Below are 19,760 nucleotides of genomic sequence, written 5' to 3'. Positions count from 1 at the left end.
GCCTATTACTTATTCATTGAAATCATTTCGTCGATATAGTCTCGGTTGTTGCTCAGACGAGGAATCTTGTGCTGACCGCCAAGCTTTCCCTTCTCCTTCAGCCACTCGTCGAACAAGCCTTTTCGTGCAACAATCACCTCAAGTTTCTGAAGTGTGATGTCCTTGTATCGCTTAGCCTCGTAGTCCGAATTGATATGCTGAAGTTCAGAATCGAGAATGTTGATGAATTCTTCGAGAGATGAAGGCTCCTGCTCGAACTCTATGAGCCACTGATGGCGGCAGTGAGCGTTCTGATCCATGAAGATTGGGGCAGCGGTGTAGTCCTTAACCAGAGCGTTTGTCTCGGCGCAAGCCTTGGCAAGACCCTTCTCTGCATTGTCAACAATCAACTCTTCGCCAAATGCGTTGATAAAGTGCTTTGTTCTTCCGGTGATGACGAACTTGTATGGCTCTTTCGACGTGAAACGCACGGTGTCGCCAATAAGATAACGCCACAATCCGCATACGTTCGAGATAACCATAGCGTAGTTCTTTCCAACCTCAACGCCCTCGAGCGGTACAACAGTAGGATTCTCGCTGTCAACCTCGCTGACAGGAATGAACTCGTAGAACATTCCGTAGTCTGTCATCAGCATGAGCGAAGGGTCGTTAGGGTCGTTCTGAATTCCGAAGAAGCCCTCGCTGGCGTTGTACGTCTCCATGTAGTTCATTATATCGCTCGGAATGAGTTGCTTATACTGCTCGCGATATGGAGTGAAGGCAACTCCGCCGTGCCAGAACACTTCGAGTTCAGGCCACACCTCGTGAATGTCGTTCTTTCCAGATACTTCGAGAACTCTCTTCAAAACAGACATCATCCACGAAGGCACGCCGCTAAGCGTAACAACGTTGTGCTTTATGCTCTCGTGTGCAATGCGGTCTCTCTTCTTCTCGAAATCAGCCAGAAGGGCAGTCTTCTTGCTCGGCGTTCTTACAGCGTTTATCATCGGACTGAGATTCTCCAGAAGAATCGCGCTCAAATCGCCTACAAGACTGTTTGCCACGTTGTAGTTTGGCTGATGGCTTCCGCCCAAGATAAGGTTTTTGCCGTCGAAAATTCTGCTCTTCTTGTGCAGGTTAAGATGGTAGCAAATGCAGTCTTTGCCACCAAGATAGTGTATGCTCTGCAAGCCGTCTTTGCTTACAGGGATGAATTTGCTCTTATCGTTTGTTGTGCCCGATGATTTTGCGTACCATTTCACTTGTCCCGGCCACAAGATATTTTTTTCTCCATGACGCATACGGTCAATGTACCCCTTCAAATCTTCATAATTCGTCACAGGTACCTGACGAGAAAAATCTTCGTAATTGTTGATTTTATCGAAATTATATCTCTTTCCCCATTCAGTGTCGGCTCCTCTTTTGATAAGATACTGAATTACATGATTTTGCAATTCAATAGAATGTTTATCAAGTTTCTCCAAAGCTCTCTGTCTTGGTATGAAAAATTTCCTGATTAAATCTGTTTTGTTCATCTATAAGTGAAGAATTGTTTCTACAAAAATCCTTGCAAAGTTAGTTGATTTATTTGAAAATTCCTATCTTTACCACGAAAAAAGTAGGTTGAACAATAAAATACCGAATTATGCGTATTGGAATACTTTCTGCGGGGGGTGATTGTCCCGGGATAAATGCGGCAATAAGAGGTGCGTGCAAAACAGCTATTAATTGTTACGGAATGGAAGTTGTTGGTATAAAGGGAGGTTTTGAAGGACTGATAAACAGAGACATAGACATCCTTACCGACGATTCCATGTCAGGACTCTTGAGCATGGGCGGAACGATTCTCGGAACATCGCGATTCAAACCGTACAAGAAGAATCCTGTTACGGGTGCGAACAGTGCCGACGAACTGGCTCGAAGCATACACGAACTGGGGCTTGATGCCGTTGTCTGTATTGGCGGAAACGGAACGCAGAAGACGGCTTACAAGATGGCAAAGCATGGCTTGAACGTTATCGGCGTGCCGAAGACTATCGACAATGATATCTGGGGCACGGAAGAGACTTTCGGCTTCGACACAGCTGTTAGCATTGCTACCGATGCGATTGACCGTCTTCATTCAACTGCTAGTTCGCACAATCGTGCCATGGTTATCGAGGTGATGGGGCACAAGGCTGGCTGGCTCGCTTTGCATAGCGGCATGGCAAGCGGTGGCGACGTGATTCTTCTGCCTGAGATTCCTTACGACCTGAACAATGTCTACAAGGCAATAGCCGCGAGGGCTGAACGAGGAAAAAAGTACAGTATTATCGTGGTGGGCGAGGGCGTTCCTGTTCCCGATGGAGCGACGGCCGGAACGTATATCACGCGTATGATAGAACAGAATACAGGCGTTGAAAGCCGTCTGACGGTACTCGGCTACACTCAGCGCGGCGGAAGTCCTACGGCATACGACAGAAACCTTAGCACGCGCATCGGGGCAAAGGCAGCCGAACTCATCTCGAAGGGTGAATTCGGTCGTATGGTGTGCATTAAAGACGGAAAAACCGACTCGCAACCTCTTAGCGAAGTTGCAGGTCGGCTTAAACTCGTTATGCCAGATAATGAACTGCTCATCAGAGGACGGCAGATGGGGCTTTGCTTTGGATAAAAGCGTTATTTATTGTCGGCAAAGGCGGCGGCTTCTGCTGCCGCGATGATGTCCTCTCTGCTCATCTCCTTTGTACTTACATGAATATTGTCGAGCGACATTTCGTCATCGACGCTGTTTGTCTGCTTTGCCTTTTGCTTAGAGGCAGGCTTTGTATCCTTAGGCTCGTCGGCTGCGAAATCATCGGCATCGGTTCCTGTATCAGGAACAAGTTCTGTAGGCTCTTCCTCCATGGCTGTGCGCTTTGATTTCTCGGCAAAGACAGCATCTATAAACTGAGGCTCTTGTTTTAGGCGAGTAAGCGCAACCTTGGCTGCAATCTGCTGGCTCTCTTTCTTTGAGTAGCCTTCGCCTTCGCCGCTTTCAAGGCCTTCTATCAGTATTCTTGATGTGAACTTAGGGCTGTTGGCACTATCTGTGCTCTGGCTTACCAATTCAAATGATACGTTGACGCGATTCTTCTGACTCCATTCAAGCAATTTGCTTTTAAAGTTTACCTCTTTGTACGCAACCTTGTCGATGTTAAGGTAAACGTTAAGAATCTTGTTTTGCATGAACCACATGCAATAGTCATATCCGCGGTCAAGATAGATTGCTCCAATCAATGCCTCGAAGGCGTTGCCGTTCATATAACTATTGTGTGAGATTGAGTGTGTCGACGACTTTACAAGTTTGTCTAACCCAATCTTCACTGCTATTTTGTTCAGTGTATCGCGTTGGACAAGCTTGCTGCGTGTGTTAGTTAGAAAGCCTTCCTTCTTTCCCGGAAAGTGCTTGAACACAATGTCTCCGACAACTGCGTCGAGAATTGCGTCACCAAGGAATTCCAGCCTTTCATTGTTTATGGGCTTGCCTTTTCCTACCTTCTTCGATGATGATTTGTGTAGCAGGGCATGCTCGTAGAATTCAATGTTATGAGGGTAGAATCCGAGGATACTGTAAAAATTAGAATAAGACTCTTTATCCTTATGGAACAAGAGCCTTATTCTGTCTATGACATTTAAAAACACGATTATTCAGCGTATTTTTTTACGATAAGACATGCGTTATGACCGCCGAAGCCGAATGTGTTGCTGAGTGCAGCACGCACCTCGCGCTTCTGGGCTTTGTTGAATGTGAAGTTAAGATTGTAGTCCAACTCCTCATCCTTGTCATCGTCTTCATGATTGATGGTTGGAGGAACGATGTCGTTCACAACAGAGAGGGTACATACCATAGCCTCTATTGCGCCGGCAGCACCGAGAAGGTGACCGGTCATAGATTTTGTTGAACTGATGTTCAACTTGTAGGCATGTTCACCAAACACCTCTTTGATAGCCTTAGCCTCAGAGATGTCACCAACATGAGTAGATGTGCCATGAACATTGATATAGTCAATATCTTCTGGTTTCAGACCAGCATCTTCAAGAGCATTTCGCATTACAAGCTTTGCACCTGCGCCTTCTGGGTGTGAGGCAGTGAGATGGTAGGCATCAGCCGACATTCCTGCACCGACAACCTCAGCATAAATCTTGGCTCCGCGGGCTTTAGCATGCTCAAGTTCCTCAAGAACAAGAACAACTGAACCTTCACCCATTACAAAGCCGTCGCGACTGCCGCTGAATGGACGTGATGCTTTCTGAGGTTCGTCATTGCGTGTTGAAAGTGCTTTCATGGCATTGAAGCCACCTACACCGCATTCAACGATTGCCGCCTCTGCACCACCTGTTACCATTACATCAGCCTTGTTCAAGCGAATAAGGTTGAATGCATCGGCAATAGCGTTTGATGAAGATGCACAAGCTGAAGTACAAACATAGTTTGGACCGTGGAAACCGTACATGATTGAAATTTGACCAGCAGAGATATCACCAATCATCTTAGGAATGAAGAACGGATTGTACTTAGGACCCTGAGTGGCTCCGTTTATAGCATAGTTGCCGGCCTCTTCCTGGAATGTAGTCATACCGCCTATACCAACGCCCATAACGACGCCGATGCGGTCGAGATTCTCCTTCTCGGTATCCAAGCCAGAATCTTCAATGCTCTGTTTTGCGGCAGCGATGGCGTACTGTGTGAACGGATCCATCTTGCGAGCCTCCTTGCGGTCAATTCCGAATTCGGCAGCATTGAAGTTCTTTACTTCGCAAGCAAAGTGAGTCTTGAAGTTTGTTGAATCGAAATGAGTAATAGGTCCTGCTCCACTAACACCATTGACAAGATTGTCCCAAGTTTCCTTGACACTGTTGCCCAGCGGTGTTATTGCACCAAGACCTGTTACTACAACTCTTTTTAATTCCATATAAAAGATATAGGAATAAATTATTTAGCGTTAGCCTCGATATAAGCGATAGCGTCGCCTACAGTACTGATCTTCTCAGCCTGATCGTCTGGAATAGAGATGCCGAACTCCTTCTCGAACTCCATGATCAACTCTACTGTATCCAAAGAGTCAGCGCCAAGATCGTTAGTGAAACTTGCTTCAGCCTTAACCTCAGACTCCTCTACGCCCAGCTTATCAACGATGATAGCCTTTACTCTTGATTCAATTTCAGACATAATTTTTTAATTTTAGTGAATAAATCTAATTATTATTTTAATTATTTGCGGTGCAAAGTAAACTATAATTTTCTACTTGAACAAATATTTAGTTAAAAAAACAACTAAAATGTGCACATTTTTTTTGTTTTTGTGCATTAGTCTTTGTTGATGTACTCCGAATTTACAATTTTGTCAATAATGCGTTCGGGCTCTATCATCCTCATACAGTTGTACTTGCTACCCTCCAAGCGGCATGGCTTTCCCCCATAAATTGAACATGGACGGCATGGCATATCAACCTGTACTACGTCGTCCATCGATTGTTTCCAGCCGAGGAAGCCTGCATTAGGGTGGGTTGCTCCCCACACCGAGACGACTCTTGTGCCTACGAGCGATGCTATGTGCATGTTGGCAGAGTCCATCGAAATCATGGCATCGAGTTGGCTCATAAGTTCCATCTCCTTAGCCATTCCGCCAAGTTTTCCGGCGGTGTTAATTATGTTTTCTCCTTCCCAACTTTCGAGAATTCTGATTTCTTTTTCGCCGGCTCCGAAGAGGTAGACTTTGTAGCCTTTGGCTGCGAGCATCTGTGCGGTCTGCTTCATCTTGTCGAGAGGGTAGATTTTGCCTTCGTGTGCGGCAAATGGGGCGATGCCAATCCATTTCTTGCCTTTCTCGCCGGTGAAGCATGCCTTGAAATCGATGTCAACATCGATTCCGAGTTCTTGCAAAACCTTTTGATAGCGGACGAACGAACTGTCGAGGATTTTGTTGGCAGGTCCGTTCTTCACAAGTTCTTTCTTCTCAGCCTTGCCTTTGTTGATGTGAGCAACTCTGATGCCCGAGAGCACGCAACGTGTTCTGAGATAGATGGTTCGGAGAACGTTGTGGAAATCTGCCACGGCGTCAAATCTCTTTTCCTTTATCTCTCTGAATAAAGTGTTGAGTCCGCCAATGCCTTTATAACTGTTCTTCAGGTCGATGCCCCAGAATGTTACGTTTGGCGGCATGTACGAGAACAGAGGCTTTGTCATCTGGCGGCTCAGCACGGTTATGTGCATGTCGGGGTATTGCCTTGCCAGTGAGTCGATGACCGGAACTGTCATGGCAACGTCGCCCAAAGCCGAGAAGCGTATAATCAAAAGATTTTTGATTCTGTTACACATTATTATTATTTAGATGCTCCGTAAAGAACAGGGTTGGTGTCTGGGTCGTTGTACATTTTCATCTGCTTGTACACCTTCATGTATTTCTTGCCGGCAGCGATGTCGTCGAGAAGTTGGTCGATGGCTGATGCGAGGTCGTTGTGCTGCTCGTTCAGGACATCGAGTTTGCTCTGGCATGTTGCAATGTGCTGGGCTGATGCGTCGGTACGCTCAACCTGCTCTTTCATGTGGTAAATCTTTAGTGCAAGAATGCTAAGACGGTCGATAGCCCATGCAGGACTCTCGGTGTTGATAGTAGCACCGTCGAGGGTGGCTACGTTGTGATATTTAGTGTAGAAGTAACTGTCAATGCGTTCAACCAAGTCGGTACGGTCTTGATTGCTCTTGTCTATTCTTCGCTTAAGAATCAGAGCCGCCTGCGGATCAATCTGTGGATCGCGTATAATGTCTTCGAAGTGCCACTGCACTGTGTCTATCCAATTTTTAAGATACAGGTCTGCTTCTATCGTTCCTGCTTGATAGGGATTGCTGATAGGGGTGTCAACGTTATCCGTTTTGTGATAATCGTTTATGGCCTGATTGAAGATAGACCAACTTTTCTCTGTAAAAGTCATTCCTATTGATTTTTTATTTTTTAGTTGGCAAATATACTTATTCTTTCACTAATACCAAACTATTATTGTATAAAAAGCGTTATTTGCGTGCTTTTGAGTACGTTTTGTACGTCAGACGGTCTTCGCTGATGGTTATCATATATTGCTGAATGATAGCCTTTAGCTCTTTCTCCATCTGCGCCTGCTCTGGCACTTTGCCGACGAGATTCTGTTTCAGAAAGAGGTCTGTCTTGAATTTGTACATTCCAGTAACTCGCGTGCCGTCGAACTGCATCATGTAATTGTTTTTGATGTACTGATAGATGCCGTTGTTGTAGTTTACGGCAGATGTTTCTTCGGCAGGAGTATTGATAAGGTCCTTTCCGAAGGCGAGATATGGTTTGTCGTAGCCAAGAAGCTGGAGCACGGTTGGCATGATGTCAATCTGCTGTGCAATCTTCTCGGTGTTGTAGCCTTTCAACTTCAGTCCCGGAGCATAGAAGATAATAGGAACGGAATAAAGATTGAGGTCGGTTTCGTAAACCGGATGGTATTTCTGGTTTGTATGGTCGGCGGTAAGCACGAAAATCGTGTTGTTGAACCATTTCTGCTTGCTCGCGCTCTCGAAGAATCTTCTCAGAGCATAGTCGGTGTATCTTATGCACTTGTGAATCTCGAGTTTTCCTTCAGGAAAAGTTTTCTTGTACTTCTCGGGAATGTTGAACGGATGGTGCGACGAAACGGTGAAGATGGCGGTCATGAAAGGCTGCTTGAAACGGCTCATCTCGTCGCAGTAGAACTGCATGAAAGGTTCGTCCCAGATGCCCCAGTTGCCGTCGAATTCCTTCTCGCCCTTGTAATTTGGGTCGTTGTCGAATTCTGTTCTGCCGTAATATTCGCTAAATCCGGTAGCCTTGGCAAAAGCCTCGAAGCCCATAGAGCCGTTCGATGCTCCGTGGAAGAAGGCCGTTTTGTAGCCGATGGATTTCAGTTCTCCGGCAAGTCCCGAAACGGTATTGAGGGCGGCTGGAGTGACGAAGAACGGCTCGACAAACATCGGGATGCTCGAAAGAATTGACGGCATTCCGTCGATGCTCTTTCTGCCGTTGGCGTATGAATATTTGAACGTAAGACTCTCGTTCACAAGACTGTCTACGAACGGCGTGTAGCCCTCGTATCTGCCGTCTTCGAGTTCCTTATTTAGTGCGCCGATGTGTTCTTTTGCAAAACTCTCAACAATTAGCACCACCACGTTCATCTTTTTTAGCGCAGTTGTGTCTGCATCGTTCTTCTGGCGGATGGGACAGAAAATCTGTTCGGCCTCGCTGTCGCTGAAATATTGTGGATTCTTGTATGCGTTCTTTCCTACGGTTCTTATCAGGCAGAAAGGCGTGTTCAGAACCAATGCCGTTTCTATCGGCTTGTTTACATACTGATTGGCGTTGCCCACGGCGATAGGACGGACTTGTCTGCCAATTCCGCCGCGCATTCCGCACACTATGCCGAAGCCGAGCGCGCCGAGGACGATTGTCTGCAACGCATAGTAAATAGGGAGAGACGATGGCTTGTACTTGCTTTTCAGCGGACTAAGATACAGTTTGTAGAGCGCGTAAAAGATCAGGATTCCGGCAATGACGAAGTACCAATGCATCAGAAGTTCGTGACCGATGATTCCGCCGATGTTGTCTTCGTTTCCGAATTCCTTGAATACCGATGCGTCTGTTCTCCGACCGGTATATTTGAAATAGACGGCATCCATCAGGTTGACGATTATGGCGATGGAATTGACGGTGACGAACAGGATTCTGCCAAGAACATCGGCAAACTTGCAATATTTGTAGTGCAGCGGAATGAGATAAATAACCGCCAGCAGAATGTTTGTGTATAGGGTAGCCGATAGGGTAAACCTCCACCAACCCTGAAACATAAGGCTGAGATTAAGAGCGTTGGTGTACGAGCCGCTGTTCTCGAAATAGAACAGAAGTCCGCAGATAAAATATGCCGCAAAGATCAAAAGTATATTCCAGACGATTGAAATGAGTTGGATTTTCAGAAATCCAGTTGTCTTGTCTTCAGAAATCATTGTACGTTTTAATTTGTTTCTGCAAAGTTATAAAAAAATAGTGTCATGCAAATAAATATGCACCATTTGTTTTTGGCTGGTTTGTTGGTGCGTAACTGTGTAGATGTTGACATTTTGGATTTTTTGATACAAATCCTTGGATATTCTTGTCTTGTTGTTAAAAAAAAACTAATTTTGCAGATTGATATAAAGTGATATTTTGGAAATAAAATAAGAAACCACAAAAATGATAAATTTTACGATTGGTCCTGTCCAGATGGATGCCGAGACTCTTGAGATTGGGCAGCATCAGATTCCATATTTCCGTACAGCTGAGTTTTCTGCGTTGATGAAGGAAAACGAACAGATGCTGTGTCGCCTTTTTGATGCACCTTGTGATTCTAAGGTCGTCTTCATGACAGGCTCAGGAACGGCAAGCATGGAAGGCGGAGTAATGAATTGCTTCACTAATGATGACAGAGTTTTGGTGGTGAACGGGGGTAGTTTCGGACATCGTTTTGTTGAACTTTGTGAAATCCATGAGATTCCGTTTACCGAAATAAAACTTGAATATGGAACTCCGCTTACTGCTGAAATACTGCAACAATTTGACGGCAAACAATATACGGGCATGATGCTTCAGTTGTGCGAGACATCAACAGGTGTTTTGTATGATATGAATCTTGTGGGCGAATTCTGTAAACGAAATAATATCTTCCTGTTTGTTGATGCAGTGAGTGGTTTCCTTGCCGACGAGTTCTCGATGAAAAAGATGAACGTTAACGCAGCAATCACAGGTTCGCAGAAGGCATTGTCGCTGCCTCCGTCAATGAGTTTTACCGTTCTTGACTCTGTGGCACAACAGCGTTGTTTGAAAAATCGTGTCAAGAGCATGTACTTTAACTATTCCGACTACCTCAGAAACGGAGAGCGCGGTCAGACTCCTTTCACACCTGCCGTGGCAACCCTGATAATGCTCAATGAAAAGCTTAAACGTATAGAGAGGGTTGGCGGAATATCTGCAATGAATAAGATGGCAAAGGAACGTGCCGACTACTTCCGAGGCAAGATAAAGCATCTGCCGTTCAAGAGGTTTACGGCCGAAGGCTGTACGTCAAACTGCGTGACTGCTCTTATGCCTACGACTGCCGGAGTAAATGCGCACAGAATCTTTGAGATAATTAAAGACGAATATGAGATTTGGGTTTGTCCTAATGGGGGAGATATGGCCGAAAAGGTGTTCAGAGTAGGACATATCGGAAATATTACAAACGATGAAATTGATCGTCTTGTCGAAGTGTTCGACGATTTGGTAAAACGTAAATTACTATAAATAATAATGATAGGTAAAAAAACCGTGGTCTATACAAGCGGCACATTTGACATGCTGCATGCTAACCACATAAAAATGCTTGAATATGCTCGCGCCTTGGGAGATATTCTCATTGTCGGAGTAAATACCGACGAACTTGTTGAAAGTTACAAAAGTCAGCCAATAATACCGTTTGACGAAAGAATCGCTTTGATGAAGGCTCTGAAATATCCCGATATCGTGATTCCTCAGCATTCGCTTGACCATACCGACAAGGTGAAGAAACTCAACTTCGACATCTTTGTTGTGGGTGACGATTGGGCCGGAAAGTACGATTATCTGAAGGAACAGGGTGTAACTGTTGTTTATTTCCCATACGGAAAAGGAGTCAGCTCAACTAATCTGAAGCAGAGAATCTACGAGAACTACGAACAGATGAAGCGTAAGGCAGACAACCATTTTTCAAACGATATTGACGTAAGACAAAATGACAATGCCAAATAACAGTTACAGAGAAAACAAGATTCTGCGTAAACAAAAAGTGTATCAATACGACATTCGTGAGTTTCAGTTGCGAAGCGTATGTCTGTTGGAGGCAATTGACAAGGTTTGTAAGAAGTACGGAATACAATATTACATCATTGCTGGCACGCTGCTTGGGGCTGTAAGGCACAAAGGCTTTATTCCGTGGGACGACGATCAGGACATTGCACTCCTGCGCAAAGACTATGACCTGCTGATGCAGCATGCTTCGGAATGGGTGCCAAAGCCATTCGCCATAGTGAACAACGAGAACTGTGCACACTATCCTAAGTATTTCGCAAAGTTGGAGGATACCAGTACGACGATAGTAGAAAGAGTATATCTCGGCTATGCTGGCGGCATCTATATGGATATTTTTCCGCTCGACAGCGTTCCCGACAATAAAATACTCAGGGCAATACATTTCTATAAGTTCAACTTTGTGCGAAAGTTGCTGTATTTTGCGTACCGCGACCCTTACAAGCATGGCAAGGGACCACGCTCATGGTGGCCTCTGCTGATACAGAAGTGCTTCACAAAACAAAAACTCCACAGATGGTGTCAGAATATTCTGAAGGAATATGAAGGCCATGAGAACTGTAATCTGCTTATGACACATGATGACGGTTTCAGAGCTTACAAGAAGGAAGTCTTCGGCGAGCCAACTCGAGTGGAATTTGAAGGCGTTGAGGCCGATGCCCCTACTGTTCCCGATGGATTCCTTTCGGTATTGTATGGTAAAAACTACATGGAACTGCCACCAGAGGAACAGCGCAGATCGCATTTTCACGACTATTGTGATTTAACCAAGCCTTATGCGGAGTTTGATATCAACACTCTTATCCGATAGACATGAAGATTGTTCTTTTTTGCGAAAATAGGTATGCTATAGACATCTTACAGCCTTTACAAACCGAGATTGACCGTCAGGGCAAACATACTGCGCTGTGGTATGTCCATACCCAGAAAATCAAGGATTTTGCGCTGGACGACAAGGTGAAATGGACCGATTCCATTCAAAAAGTCTATGATTTTAAGCCCGATGCAATATTCGTACCGGGAAACATCGTGCCGTATTATCTGTCGGGTGTAAAAATTCAGGTCTTCCACGGATATGCAGCCGAGAAGAAAGACCATTGGATAATACGTCGCTACTTCGACACATATTTCACTCAAGGACCGTATTTTACATCGCATTTCGAGATACTGGCAAAGGAGTACGGCGATTTTGAAGTGCGTGAAACTGGTTGGACTAAGCAAGACTGGATAAAGGAACATCTGCACGACTTTGATTTGCGTAAGGCCGAACTCCTTGCAAAACACGGCAAGAAGCGGATTGTCATTTATGCGCCGACATTCTCGCCAAAGCTTACCTCGTTGCCATATATGAAGCAGCCGCTGGAAAAGTTGCTTGAAAAGGAAGACGATGTTCTGCTTATAATGAAGTTCCATCCACTTACGGCTTCGCAATGGACCGATGAGTATCGTGAATGGGCAAAGAATCGTAATGATGCGATTTATGTCGAGGCTTCGGAAAACGTTACGGAATATCAGATGATGAGTGACCTGATGATAAGTGACACATCATCGGCCGTGTACGAGTTTCTGCTGTTAGACCGTCCTGTTATTACGCTTCGTACAATAGCAAAGGATATTTATTGGGAAAATATTACTGATGAGAATATGCTCTTGCAGGCTTTCGACAACGCACTGAACAACAGTGAAAGTATAATGAAGCGTCGCTGGATTGTAGAAAACTACGATCCGCATTTCGACGGTAAGTGCTGTGCAAGAATGCTGGAAGAGGCCGAAGACTATATTCGTCGTCATGGTGTACCAGAGAAACGAAAACTGAATCTTTGGCGTAAATATACCAGTATCAAGACATTTGGAAGGATAAAAAGTTAGTTTTTTATCCTTCTTCCTTTATTTTACCTTAGTGGAATATATCGTAAATTTTCATTTCTGTCTTGTAATAACTGCGCAGTATTAAGTAATTTACAAGATTGTGGACGCTTTTTGACGAGTTACACGGCTGAATTGTCACTTGCACTTTCGGAGCATTCGGATTCAGTTTGTCACAGATGGAAGCGACATATTCAAACATATTGTATTTGTCTAGAACAAGATTCTTGCAAATCTGAAGATATTCTTGCGACTTCTCGAACATGTCGTTTTTAATAGTGTTGTCGATAATCTCAACAGATTTGTTGAAGTCGCAAATGTCTATTGGCATAAAAGATTTCTCAGGAAAATAATCCTTGAAATTCTTGCAACCATAATAAAATGGGAAACATCCAGCCAGAAAACAGTCAGAAATTTTTTCGGTCCAGTAATAGTCTTCCGAACAGTTTTCTATGCAGATGTGATATTTGTATTTCGACAGAATGTCCCATTTGTCGTCAAAGCCGTTAAAGCCTCTTCCGAATATGTCAATCTCGTTGCCGTAATATTCTTTCAGTTTTTTTACGAATTTCAGTCTGTTCAAATGTCCGCGCGAAACGGCAAGATTACTAGTGATTACCGATATGAGCTTCTCTTTCTTTGGAAAGGGATTCTTTTTAAAGTCGTCGTAATCTATCGAGTAGGTTGATATGCCGTTATCATTGGTCTTGTATCCTACAAACCATGGCAAAACAGGCGGTGCATACATCACACCCTTGTGTTTTGTAGGATACTGGCTGGTTGATACGACAGCAAACTGTTTAAGGTAACTTTCTGGATATTCGATTACAGAACGTGGCTCTGTATTCAGGAAAATTATGTTTCCCGGAGCTACATTGCATGTTTCTGGCTTTCTGATACCTTTGCCGTGGATTACCCAAAAATCGGGGGATTCAATATCTTCTCCTATATAGAATTTGTATTTTCTGTCGAGCGAGCAACATTCATGGTTTTTGCTCTGTCTGTGATATATCTTACCCAGATTGGAACGATATGGTGTCAGTTTAACCTTTAACATTTCTGTGGAGAATTATATTTTTGTACTTTTGCTGCAAAATTAGCAATAAAAATGAAAGTATTGTACGAATATCAGTCTTTTTTTGTGCAGACACGCGGAGGCATATCTAATAGCTTTGTTGAGTTGATTTCGCATCTTCCATTCCGTCTTACTTATTTCAACTACTTTTTATTTGGATTATGTTTAAAGGAGGGGAGTTTGTTTGTTGAGTTTTATATATAATTGGGAAAATTAGCAAGACAACTTGCAGATATTTATGCAAGCATAGTTCGGTAAATCATTGTTTTGTTTAATTTTGCAGCCAAAGAAAAATTAATATGAATAAGTTTTTGTACAGGCTTTTGTATTATACTGCTCGTCTGCTGTCTTTTCTGCCTTTCAGACTGTTGTTTATATTGGCAGATATTGTATATTTCATAGCATATTATTGCGTCGGTTACAGACGTAAGGTCGTTCAGAAAAATTTGAGAAACTCATTTCCAGAAAAGAATGATTATGAATTGAAGGAAATAGAACGGCAGTTTTATCACAATTTGTGCGACTATTTCTTCGAGACCATAAAACTTATGGACATGAGCAGAAAGCAAATGCTTGAGCATATCCAGTATGAAAATATAGACATTGTTGAGAATGCCTTGAACAGCGGACGTAATGTTGTATTGTATCTTTCGCATACATTCAATTGGGAATGGCTTGTGTCAATGAAATTGGCATTGTCGAATGTAGACAAGAATGTTGTGGTGGGACAGATTTACCATCCGTTGGAGAATGATTTTTTCGACCAACTGTTTATTGAAATTCGTAGTGTTTTTGGCCAAAAGAACATTGCGATGAAGGAAACATTGCGCGAACTGGTAAAGTGCAAAAAAGACAAAACTCCTTTCTTTGTTGGCTTTATTGCTGACCAAGTGCCAGTCTGGCAATCTGTCGGCGGATTTGTCGATTTTATGCATCAAGACACACCTGTCTTTACAGGTACAGAACGTATAGCTTATAAGTTTGATGCCGTGGTCTGCTATGGCGATATTATAAAGGAAGAACGAGGTCGCTATCGCTTTGTTCTTTCGCTTTTGACAGATGATTGCAAGAAGATAGATAAATTTGAGATTACTCGAAGGTATATGAAGAATCTTGAAGCCTTTATAAACGAACATCCATCAAGTTGGTTATGGAGCCACAGAAGATGGAAAAGAACACGTAAGGATTTCATTGATAGCCTTAACCAAAGAGGACTGAAGAGGACAATTAAAGAGAATGGGGTAGTATGCTAATATCTATAGCAACTACTCATCGGTATGTGATGGAATTCTGAAATGTTATTTTGTTTTCTGCCACTTTACGTTTTTATTTTGTGTGGGCGTAAAAAACTGCAAGTGTGTATATGTTGCGCCCAATGACGACCGCGCCCTTGCAAAGAATCTGATAAGGATATGGGACGACAGATCGTTGCAGCAGCAGATGGTTGAGGCTGGCTACAGATATGCGTACAACTTTGCCGCCGAAAAACTTGCTGCCGACTTGATGCAGGTTTATGAAAAGGTGCTGAAGCAGTAGAAACTTTTTTGGGGGACTGATACAAAATAAAACTCTCTGAAATCCTTTGCCTGTAAGGACTTCAGAGAGTTATTTTTATATTATAACACCAGTAATATTCTGTTGCTATAACTTTTGAGTATGTAACTCGTTTCTCGCAATTGCGAGAGGGTTAAGGCGCTACATAATCAGCAACAGTCCAGCCTGAAGGAATACCGCTGGCACCAGAACTCCAACTTGTCATGCTGGCAGCTTTGGTAAATTTACCTGTTGCTGCTACGCCGCTGAGCCAGTCAGTAGTGTTATTTGAAGATATAGTTGTTGCCAGACAAGTTACAGAGTTTAAGTTAACACAATTATAGAACATTCTATTATAGCAACCTACAGCAAGTGTTGGTGCTGGCAGTACTGGTGCAGTTTCCAAGTTTGTACAGCCATTGAACATGTACAAATAGCAATACTGTGTCAATGTTGTAGCTGGTAAAATTAAGTTCCCCGCGTCTGTCAACTTTGTATTATTTTGGAATAAATGAGCGAAAGTATATGTAGATGGTAATGTGGCGTTAGTCGCAAAACCAGTTTCATCTACCAAACTCATAATATTGCCGTAAACCTTGTAAGTAGCAGTGCCACCCGTGAATTTTGAACCATTATATGATGTGATATTTGTTCCGTCGCCGTAGAACTGTATTTTGTCGCCTGCAACAACTGAAATCGAGATATCAGCGTTTGTGGTAGCAGACACTTTTTCACCGCCGTTCTTAGAGTACTTCATGCCCACTTTTGGACTTGTAATCTTAATAATTCCAGCCGAAGTTGCCTCTACAGTAAGCGGCATGGCAATGTAAGGGGAAGGCTGAGTTCTCTTAATGTTATATACTCTGTTGCCTGCAAGTGTGGCATTGGTTATGTCAAAAGCATCCTTGCTGCCCATCTGAACAGTTGCACCGCTCAATACTGTACCATCAGCAACAGGCAATACAAACTTTGCCACCACTTTAGTGTTTTCGGTAGTGGTTGTTACGTCGGCAGTATAGTTGTTTGAGCCATTCTTAACTTTTGCAGAAAGGGTAGTGCCTGAAGTAGTTCCGTCCTCGAAAGTAATTACAAAGTCGAGGAAGGCTGTCTGCTGTGTCAGCATTATTGTGTGATTACTGTTTACAGGATAAGCACCGAGTGGGAATGCTGCTGTAAGTTTGCTGTACTTCTGTACTGCCTCGTTAAGGCTTGTGCAGAGTGTTGTAGGATAGTTAACGGTTACTGCTCCTGCAGCAACGCTAATCTCTGTTCCTTTGTTCTGCTGTGCGCTTACAAGTGTAGCTGTCAGCTCAAGGTTTTCGTCAGGGAAGCCCATACCTGAGTATTCAAGTGTGCCAGAGAACACGTTGTCGCTTTCAACAAAAGTCTCGCCAATGTACTTACTTTCGGGGTCGAAGCTGAGCACGCCCTCGATGTTCTTTCCGGTGATGTAAAGTTTGTCGCCGGCAGCAAAGCGCAAAGTTCTCTTATCGTCATCTACTGTGGCGCGTGTTGTAGAACTGGTGCCAACCGATATGGCATAAGGAATCTCCAGTTTTGTCTGTTGAACAACTGGTACTTCTGTCTCTGTAACTTCGTTGTCGCTGCTACATGAGGCGAATGTAAAGGCTGCTGTTACCGACAGTGCAGCCCAAAACAAGTTCTTGATCTTCATAGTTCTTTTTCTGTTAAATTAAGTGTTGTACTACAAACTAATTGGGGCATCCATATTGTTAATGCCAACGCCTCCGCTTGCTGCCAGCAAGTGGGCTTCATGCTTCAGTCTGACAACTCTCATAGTCGGTTTCTTGTACGACTTAACAGTCTTCTCAGAAGATTTCTTCTCGTTAAACTTTTTTTCCATAATACTTTATGTTTAAATGTTAATAAAAAGTGGGTTTCATCTTATTATATCTAGGTTCTGACTCAGGTTTTTAAGCTGCTGAAAATGCAATCTTCAAAATCTTATGTCATGCCCTCCTTCATCTCTGGACTTTTTTTCTTAATATGTGATTTAAAAGTCTGTAAAACTGATGTTTATGAAAAACTATCGAGACTAATTTATATATATATTCCGAAATAGCAAATATTTTCGCTAATTTTTTTTGAAGAATTGTATTTATGGTTATGTTTTTCGTAGAAATAAAAAAATATGACTATACAAAATTGAAAAAAAACAGAAAAAGCAGTCGTTTGCCCGCGAATTTTCTTTTTTTGACAAAAATGAAGATGGGGGGAGTTGAAACAGAGACAGTTGACTGTGTTTCTTGTAGAAACCAGAAAAATAGTGTCAAGGTTGCTTCAACATAGCTTCGAGATACGGGTAAGGTACGGGCAGGTAAGCCGGAGGGTTCGTTCAGGGTACGTTCAAGTTACGTTCAAGTTACGAGGTAGGAACGGGGTAGCTACGGGCGATTCTAAGTTGAGAGTTGAAAGTTGAAAATGCTTTTTAGAAAGAGAAAATTGAGAGTAGAAAAATCATGCCAAGGTAGATTTAAAGTCGAGATAGATTCAAGGTTGATTGTGAGTTGAAAAATCTTAGTTGAAAGCAATGACACCGAAATAGAAAGAATCCCCAAAGACAAGCCGAAGTCTTTGGGGATTCTTTTGTGTTATCTATCTGCCAAATCGTCGTAAAGCGTTTGTAGAATAGCTTTTCCTTTCTTCTCTCGGTCGGCATCTGCTCCGTAAATGCTTTTGTTGGCATTGTTGTCGAAGATGGTGCAGCCGGTGCTGTCTCTGAACACAAAGGCGTTGTTGTACGAACCGAATGCAAAATCGTTGTTGTAACCTTTGCTGAAGACGTTACGGCTGAATACAAAATCGTCGTGTCGGATGTGCATCTGGGCAAGGATAGTTGCGGCAAGGTCGGTCTGTGCCACTATCTTGTCCATCGCAATGTGCTTTTTAACCGCTCCGCCGGTCCAAATCATCGGAATGTGATGGAATTCCGGAACGCCCATGTCCGTGCTGCCCTTGTCGCCCCAATAGCGTATGTTATGGTCTGGAATCAGAACGACGAGCATGTTGTCCCACGCCTTTGTATGTTTCAGTCTTTCAATCAGCTTGCCAAGGTAATGGTCGGTGTATGCAAACGAGTTAAGAACGTTGTTGTCGAAGGCTTTGAAGGGCACTTCGAAAGGCTCGTGGCTGCTTAGCGTGAGGTAGGTGTATAGCCAAGGCGATTTCAGCTTGTTAATCTCGTCGAAAGCGCGATTGCATGTAAACTCGTCTTGGACTCCCCAAGCGTTGCTGTGCTGTTCGGATAGACTGAAATCCTTGTCCGATGTTATATTCTGGTATCCCGTAGAATGAAGATAGCCCTGCATGTTTGTAAAGTTGATGTCTCCGCCGTAGAGGAAGTGTGTAGAGTAACCCTCGGCCTTCAGCGACTTGGCTATCGACGGCAGATGTCCGCATTTCTCGGGCATCTTCATTATCGATGTTGTGGGCTGAGCCAGATATCCGCTCAGCGTGGCAACGACGCCGCGGTCGGTACGGAAACTGCTGGCATAGCAGTTGCTGAACCAGATGCCCTCGTCGGCAAGACGGCACAGATTTGGTGCAACGCCCTCGAATCCGCCGAGTTTGTCGACCATGTACGAGCCGAATCCCTCCATTATGATTATCATCACATCTGGTCGGTTTGTTGTCAGAACCGTGTCCTGCTCGCTTGGCAGGGTGGCGAAGAGGCTGTCGAATGTCTGCTTTCTCTCATCTTCAGGCAGAAAATCGAACTGCGAAGCAAAATCCTCGTTCTTGCCCAGCGATGCAAGGAAACTGAATATCGGGTTAACGGCTGAATGGTTAAGATATTCGTATTCCGAAAAATAAACGCGCCCAACATTTGATGTCGATTCGCTTATTCCGCCGCGAATTGTTATGAACAGCGGAACTATAAGAAGTATTCCGGCCGAGAAACATGCGATTTTCTTATTCGTTGTGCCGATAGGCTTTATCTCTTCGGGTGTAACGAGGCATTGCAAACGCCAGAATACCCAAATCAAGGCAGCGGCAACGGCTATGTAGCCAATGATGAACAGAACAGAAACGCTTGCCGCCGCATTCTTCGGAGAATCGATGTAGAAGAAAATCGTGGCATCGAGTTTGAAGTTCCAGAAAGGGTAGAGCGCGAGGTCGGCTGCGAATGCCGATGCCATTATTATCGCCGTAAAAATGTAGTACCACTTCAGAATCCTGCGCAGTCTGAGGCTTGTCCAAGCTGAGACTATGATAACTATCAGCGGAATGACGATGAGATATCCAGCCACCGTGCTGTCGAGTTTCAGACCGTTCAGCATAACTTGCAGATAGTCGCCTGCTGACAGGCTGGCATCGTCGGGCTTGTCGATAGCCATAAACAACGGCTTCTCTATGCAGAAGATGCACAGAAGCAAAATGTAATACTTACAAAGATACAGAAATCTCTCTTTCATCGCT

Annotated in this window: 18 protein-coding genes; 7 read left to right on the top strand and 11 right to left on the bottom strand. The window is 43.8% G+C overall.

Going from position 1 to position 19,760, the window contains the following annotated elements; all coding sequences use genetic code 11:
• Positions 1-5: 5 nt before the first annotated feature.
• Positions 6-1,514 carry a GH3 auxin-responsive promoter family protein gene (locus T538_RS0106295; RefSeq protein ID WP_031532729.1) on the bottom strand — a complete coding sequence of 503 codons (1,509 nt, stop codon included), beginning with the start codon at positions 1,512-1,514 and terminating at the stop codon, positions 6-8.
• A 110-nt stretch (positions 1,515-1,624) separates the two neighbouring features.
• Between T538_RS0106295 and T538_RS0106290 the strand changes: the two genes are divergently transcribed.
• Positions 1,625-2,632, top strand: a complete 1,008-nt coding sequence (locus tag T538_RS0106290) for an ATP-dependent 6-phosphofructokinase (protein ID WP_031532730.1) — start codon at positions 1,625-1,627, stop codon at positions 2,630-2,632.
• Positions 2,633-2,637: 5 nt separating this feature from the next.
• On the opposite strand, the gene rnc is transcribed toward T538_RS0106290, so the two are convergent.
• The 6 genes from rnc to T538_RS0106260 all read right to left on the bottom strand — a co-directional run bounded on the left by rnc (position 2,638) and on the right by T538_RS0106260 (position 8,994).
• Complete coding sequence (gene rnc / locus T538_RS0106285) at positions 2,638-3,642, bottom strand: ribonuclease III (RefSeq protein ID WP_090681859.1); 1,005 nt, start codon at positions 3,640-3,642, stop codon at positions 2,638-2,640.
• Between the two features lie 2 nt (positions 3,643-3,644).
• Positions 3,645-4,913, bottom strand: a complete 1,269-nt coding sequence (fabF, locus tag T538_RS0106280) for a beta-ketoacyl-ACP synthase II (protein ID WP_031532732.1) — start codon at positions 4,911-4,913, stop codon at positions 3,645-3,647.
• Positions 4,914-4,933: 20 nt separating this feature from the next.
• Positions 4,934-5,170, bottom strand: a complete 237-nt coding sequence (locus tag T538_RS0106275; RefSeq protein WP_031532733.1) for an acyl carrier protein — start codon at positions 5,168-5,170, stop codon at positions 4,934-4,936.
• Between the two features lie 137 nt (positions 5,171-5,307).
• Positions 5,308-6,306: a glycosyltransferase family 9 protein gene (locus T538_RS0106270; protein WP_155993035.1), complete on the bottom strand. Its 999-nt coding sequence runs from the start codon at positions 6,304-6,306 to the stop codon at positions 5,308-5,310.
• A gap of 17 nt (positions 6,307-6,323) precedes the next feature.
• Positions 6,324-6,932, bottom strand: a complete 609-nt coding sequence (locus T538_RS0106265) for a DUF4254 domain-containing protein (protein WP_031532735.1) — start codon at positions 6,930-6,932, stop codon at positions 6,324-6,326.
• Between the two features lie 79 nt (positions 6,933-7,011).
• Entirely contained in the window at positions 7,012-8,994 is a 1,983-nt protein-coding gene (locus T538_RS0106260; RefSeq protein ID WP_051655920.1) for an LTA synthase family protein, read from the bottom strand.
• 226 nt (positions 8,995-9,220) lie between these two features.
• Between T538_RS0106260 and T538_RS0106250 the strand changes: the two genes are divergently transcribed.
• The 4 genes from T538_RS0106250 to T538_RS0106235 are packed head-to-tail and all read left to right on the top strand — an operon-like array spanning position 9,221 to position 12,715.
• Positions 9,221-10,306, top strand: a complete 1,086-nt coding sequence (locus T538_RS0106250) for a pyridoxal-phosphate-dependent aminotransferase family protein (protein WP_031532737.1) — start codon at positions 9,221-9,223, stop codon at positions 10,304-10,306.
• A gap of 6 nt (positions 10,307-10,312) precedes the next feature.
• Positions 10,313-10,789 carry an FAD synthase family protein gene (locus T538_RS0106245; RefSeq protein WP_031532738.1) on the top strand — a complete coding sequence of 159 codons (477 nt, stop codon included), beginning with the start codon at positions 10,313-10,315 and terminating at the stop codon, positions 10,787-10,789.
• On the top strand, positions 10,779-11,657 hold the full coding sequence (locus T538_RS0106240) for a LicD family protein (protein ID WP_081834887.1): 879 nt from the start codon (positions 10,779-10,781) through the stop codon (positions 11,655-11,657). Before T538_RS0106245 ends, T538_RS0106240 begins: the two co-directional genes overlap by 11 nt.
• A gap of 2 nt (positions 11,658-11,659) precedes the next feature.
• Positions 11,660-12,715 carry a CDP-glycerol glycerophosphotransferase family protein gene (locus T538_RS0106235; RefSeq protein WP_031532740.1) on the top strand — a complete coding sequence of 352 codons (1,056 nt, stop codon included), beginning with the start codon at positions 11,660-11,662 and terminating at the stop codon, positions 12,713-12,715.
• Positions 12,716-12,743: 28 nt separating this feature from the next.
• Here T538_RS0106235 and T538_RS17645 read toward each other — a convergent pair whose 3' ends face one another.
• Entirely contained in the window at positions 12,744-13,769 is a 1,026-nt protein-coding gene (locus T538_RS17645) for a glycosyltransferase family 10 domain-containing protein (RefSeq protein ID WP_051655919.1), read from the bottom strand.
• A gap of 317 nt (positions 13,770-14,086) precedes the next feature.
• On the opposite strand from T538_RS17645, the gene T538_RS0106225 reads away from it, so the two are divergent.
• Complete coding sequence (locus T538_RS0106225; RefSeq protein ID WP_051655918.1) at positions 14,087-15,040, top strand: lysophospholipid acyltransferase family protein; 954 nt, start codon at positions 14,087-14,089, stop codon at positions 15,038-15,040.
• Between the two features lie 82 nt (positions 15,041-15,122).
• Positions 15,123-15,323, top strand: coding sequence for a glycosyltransferase (locus tag T538_RS0106220; protein WP_031532743.1), 201 nt, complete (start codon positions 15,123-15,125; stop codon positions 15,321-15,323).
• A gap of 151 nt (positions 15,324-15,474) precedes the next feature.
• Here T538_RS0106220 and T538_RS0106215 read toward each other — a convergent pair whose 3' ends face one another.
• The 3 genes from T538_RS0106215 to T538_RS0106200 all read right to left on the bottom strand — a co-directional run bounded on the left by T538_RS0106215 (position 15,475) and on the right by T538_RS0106200 (position 19,756).
• Complete coding sequence (locus T538_RS0106215; protein WP_031532744.1) at positions 15,475-16,995, bottom strand: hypothetical protein; 1,521 nt, start codon at positions 16,993-16,995, stop codon at positions 15,475-15,477.
• Positions 16,996-17,025: 30 nt separating this feature from the next.
• The gene (locus tag T538_RS18355; protein WP_155993033.1) at positions 17,026-17,184 is read right to left on the bottom strand and encodes a hypothetical protein; all 159 of its coding nucleotides are present in this window, start codon (positions 17,182-17,184) and stop codon (positions 17,026-17,028) included.
• A 748-nt stretch (positions 17,185-17,932) separates the two neighbouring features.
• Positions 17,933-19,756: an LTA synthase family protein gene (locus tag T538_RS0106200; protein ID WP_031532746.1), complete on the bottom strand. Its 1,824-nt coding sequence runs from the start codon at positions 19,754-19,756 to the stop codon at positions 17,933-17,935.
• Positions 19,757-19,760: the final 4 nt, after the last annotated feature.

The sequence above is a fragment of the Bacteroides sp. Ga6A2 genome (assembly GCF_000702225.1).
Lineage (GTDB): Bacteria > Bacteroidota > Bacteroidia > Bacteroidales > Bacteroidaceae > Ga6A1.
This window is presented reverse-complemented; position numbering and strand designations above follow the sequence as displayed.